The organism is Candidatus Binatia bacterium, from assembly GCA_035631035.1.
Classification (GTDB): domain Bacteria; phylum Eisenbacteria; class RBG-16-71-46; order SZUA-252; family SZUA-252; genus DASQJL01.
Genome location: DASQJL010000086.1, coordinates 1 through 3,639, shown reverse-complemented (window position 1 = coordinate 3,639; position 3,639 = coordinate 1). Strand labels below are relative to the sequence as shown.

The following is a 3,639-nucleotide window of genomic DNA, read 5'->3' as shown; positions in this document are numbered from 1 at the left end:
GGAGGGACGGGAGATGGTGATGCCGGGAGACAACGTGGAGATGGCGGTGGAGCTGATCACGCCGATCGCGATGGAGAAGGAGCTTCGGTTCGCCATCCGCGAGGGCGGGCGCACCGTCGGCGCCGGCGTCGTGGCCGAGATCACGGAGTAACGAATGGCCGGGACCGCTCAAGGACAGCGCATTCGGATCCGTCTTCGTTCCTACGATCACGCGATCCTCGATAAATCGGCCGGGGAGATCGTCGCCACGGCCAAGCGAACCGGCGCGCGCACGGCCGGCCCGATTCCGCTGCCGACGCAGCGGTCGGTGTACACCGTGCTCCGCTCGCCGCACGTGGACAAGAAGTCCCGGGAGCAGTTCGAGATCCGGGTCCACAAGCGGATCATCGACATCATGAAGCCGACGCCGCAGACGGTCGACGCGCTGCAAAAGCTCGACCTGCCCGCGGGCGTCGACATCGAAATCAAGATTTGAGGCGGCCATGATCGGATTGCTGGCGCGAAAAATCGGAATGACCCAGCTGTACGACGAGCAGGGACGCGTCGTGCCGGTCACGCTGCTCGCGGCCGGCCCGTGCACGGTCGCGCAGGTGAAGACGCCCGAGAAGGACGGCTACGCGGCGATCCAGATCGGCTTCGGCGCCAAGCGTGAGAAGCGGACCAACAGCCCGCTGCGCGGCCACCTGAAGAAGCACGGCGGCGCCGCCGGCGCGCGGTACATCCGCGAGCTCAAGGTGGACGACCCGGCCGCGTATCAGCCGGGACAGCAGATCACCGTCTCCATCTTCCCGGTGGGAAGCCAGGTGGACGTGATCGGCATGTCCAAGGGACGCGGCTTCGCCGGCGTCGTCCGGCGGCATCACTTCACGGCCGGACGCGAGACGCACGGCGTGACGACGCACAAGCAGCCCGGCTCGATCGGCGCCTCCGCCTATCCGAGCCGCGTCATCAAGGGGAAGCGCCTTCCGGGCCGCATGGGCGGCGCTCGCGTCACGGTGAAGAACCTGGACGTGATCGGCGTGGACGCGGAGCAGCACCTTATGTGGGTGCGGGGCTCGGTGCCCGGTGCGCCGAACGGGATGGTGCTCATTCGCGGCGCCGGCGGCGCCGACGTCCAGGGGAACGCGTAGCCATGGCGACCGCCCGCAAGTTCGGAAACGACGGCAAGGACCTCGGCACGGTCGAGCTCCCCGCCGCCCTCTTCGACGGCGACGTGAACGAGCATCTGATCTGGGAGGCGGTGCACATCTACCTCCTGAATCAGCGGCAGGGGAACGCGGCCTCCAAGAACAAGGCCGCGGTCAGCGGCGGCGGCCGGAAGCCGTGGAAGCAGAAGGGGACGGGACGCGCCCGCGCGGGCTCGAACACCTCCCCGCTCTGGCCCGGCGGCGGTGTCGCGTTCGGCCCGCAGCCGCGCGAGTTCTCGGCGCGCATGAACCAGAAGGCCCGCCGGAACGCCCTGATCGGCGCCCTCACGGTCCGCGCGCGCGAAGGCGGCGTGATCGTGGTGGCCCCGCCGGCGCTCAAGGAACCGAAGACGAAGCCGGTGGCCGACTACCTGAAGGCGATCGGCCTCACCGGCAAGAAGGTGCTCTGGGTGACCGACCGGACCGGCGACGCCATGCTCAAGTCCGCGCGGAACCTGGCGCGGGTGGACACGGTGGAGAGCGCCTCGCTCCATCCCTACTCGCTCATGAAGTGCGAGACGCTGGTGCTCACGGAAGACGGGCTGAAGAGCCTGACCGAGCGCCTCCACGAACATGCCGAAGCGCGTTCCGGCGCGAAGGCGAAGGAGCCGCGATGATCCGCGAGCCGCGCAGCATCGTGCGCCGCGCCCTGGTGACCGAGAAGGGGACCCGCCTCCGCGAGGGGCACAACGGGTTCCTGTTCGAGGTGGCGCGCGACGCGAACAAGATCCAGGTGAAGCAGGCGATCGAGGCCATCTTCAACGTGAAGGTGGAAACGGTCCGCACCCTTCGCGTGCACGGCAAGCCGAAGCGGCTGGGCCGGTACGCGGGACATCGACCCGATTGGAAGAAGGCCGTCGTCACGCTGAAGAAGGGCGAGTCGATCGATCTCTTCGAGCAGGTATAAGCCATGGCGCTCCGTAAATTCCGACCGCTCACGCCGACCCAGCGCTTCCGCACGGTCGCCTCGTTCGACGACATCACGCGGCAGGGTCCGGAGAAGGGGCTGACCCAGCACCTTCCGAAGAAGGGCGGCCGCGCCAACACCGGCCACACCTCGGCGTGGCTGCGCGGCGGCGGGCACAAGCGGCTCTACCGCGTGATCGACTTCAAGCGCGACAAGCGCGGCGTGCCGGCGAAGGTGGCGCACATCGAGTACGACCCGAACCGGAGCGCGCGCATCGCGCTGCTCCACTACGCGGACGGCGAGAAGCGCTACATCCTGGCGCCGCAGCTCCTCAAGGTGGGCGACACGGTGCTGTCGGGCAACGATGCCGAGCCGCGCCCGGGCAACGCGATGGAGCTGGGCTTCGTCCCGCTGGGCACGTTCATCTACAACGTGGAGCTGGTGCCCGGCAAGGGCGGCCAGCTCTCGCGCAGCGCGGGCACCTTCTGCCAGCTGATGGCGAAGGAAGGGGACTACGCGGCGCTCCGGCTCCCCTCGGGGGAGATGCGGCGGGTTCCGCTCCGCTCCTGGTGCACGATCGGCCAGGTGGGGAACGAGGACCATCAGAACATCGTGATCGGCAAGGCGGGCAAGTCCCGCTGGATGGGGCGTCGCCCCAACGTCCGCGGCGTGGCGATGAATCCGGTCGACCACCCGATGGGCGGAGGCGAAGGCAAGTCCTCGGGCGGGCGGCATCCCTGCTCGCCGTGGGGCCAGCTCGCCAAGGGGAAGAAGACGCGCACGGCGAAGCTCTCCGACCGGCTGATCCTGCGCCGGCGGAAGGCGAAGAGCTGACGGGCCGAAGGCCAGAGGAGTCATAGGACATGAGTCGTTCGATCAAAAAGGGTCCCTTCGTCGAGCCGAAGCTCTTGAAGAAGATCGAGGGCATGAACAAGGCGAACGAGCGCCGCGTGGTCAAGACCTGGGCGCGCCGCTCGACGATCTCGCCCGAGTTCGTGGGCCACACGCTGGCGGTCCACAACGGCAACAAGTTCATCCCCGTGTACATCACGGAAAACATGGTCGGCCACAAGCTGGGCGAGTTCGCCGCGACGCGGATCTTCCGCGGCCACGGCTCGTCCGAGAAGGCCGCGACGTCGCCGGCTCCGGCGAAGTAGCCGGGCGGGCAGGAGACCGGACATGCAGGCGAAAGCGATCGCGCGATACATCCGGGTGACGCCGCGGAAGGCGGACCAGGTGCTGCAGCTCATCCGCGGGAAGCGCGTGGATCAGGCGACCGAGATCCTCGACTTCACGCCGAAGCACGTGGCCAAGGTGATCGGCAAGGTCATGAAGTCGGCGGTGGCGAACGCCGTGGCCATGGAAGGGAAGATCAACATCGAGCACATGCACGTGAAGGAAGCGGTGGCGCAGGCGGGACCGACGCTGAAGCGGTTCCTCCCCCGCGCGCAGGGTCGCGCGACGCCGATTCTCAAGCGCACGTGCCACATCCTGGTCGTGGTCGAAGGCGACGTCGTGGACGTTCCCGCGCCCTCGCGGCGCGGT

The 3,639-nt window shown here is 68.3% G+C and carries 8 protein-coding genes; all 8 read left to right on the top strand.

Going from position 1 to position 3,639, the window contains the following annotated elements; all coding sequences use genetic code 11:
* Nucleotides 1-151: elongation factor Tu (gene tuf, locus VE326_09690; GenBank protein HYJ33477.1), on the top strand; the 151-nt coding region annotated here is incomplete at its 5' end.
* Nucleotides 152-154: 3 nt separating this feature from the next.
* A complete protein-coding gene (rpsJ, locus tag VE326_09685; GenBank protein HYJ33476.1) occupies nucleotides 155-475 on the top strand; it encodes a 30S ribosomal protein S10 in 321 nt (106 codons plus the stop codon).
* A gap of 7 nt (nucleotides 476-482) precedes the next feature.
* Nucleotides 483-1,130, top strand: coding sequence for a 50S ribosomal protein L3 (rplC, locus tag VE326_09680; GenBank protein ID HYJ33475.1), 648 nt, complete (start codon nucleotides 483-485; stop codon nucleotides 1,128-1,130).
* 2 nt (nucleotides 1,131-1,132) lie between these two features.
* Nucleotides 1,133-1,804 (top strand): 50S ribosomal protein L4, encoded by a 672-nt coding sequence (gene rplD / locus VE326_09675; protein ID HYJ33474.1) that lies wholly within the window; start codon nucleotides 1,133-1,135, stop codon nucleotides 1,802-1,804.
* Nucleotides 1,801-2,094 carry a 50S ribosomal protein L23 gene (locus VE326_09670; GenBank protein HYJ33473.1) on the top strand — a complete coding sequence of 98 codons (294 nt, stop codon included), beginning with the start codon at nucleotides 1,801-1,803 and terminating at the stop codon, nucleotides 2,092-2,094. Before rplD ends, VE326_09670 begins: the two co-directional genes overlap by 4 nt.
* Nucleotides 2,095-2,097: 3 nt before the next feature.
* Complete coding sequence (gene rplB / locus VE326_09665; GenBank protein HYJ33472.1) at nucleotides 2,098-2,928, top strand: 50S ribosomal protein L2; 831 nt, start codon at nucleotides 2,098-2,100, stop codon at nucleotides 2,926-2,928.
* A 29-nt stretch (nucleotides 2,929-2,957) separates the two neighbouring features.
* Nucleotides 2,958-3,251, top strand: coding sequence for a 30S ribosomal protein S19 (gene rpsS, locus VE326_09660; protein HYJ33471.1), 294 nt, complete (start codon nucleotides 2,958-2,960; stop codon nucleotides 3,249-3,251).
* 22 nt (nucleotides 3,252-3,273) lie between these two features.
* Nucleotides 3,274-3,639: 50S ribosomal protein L22 (rplV, locus tag VE326_09655; protein ID HYJ33470.1), on the top strand; the 366-nt coding region annotated here is incomplete at its 3' end.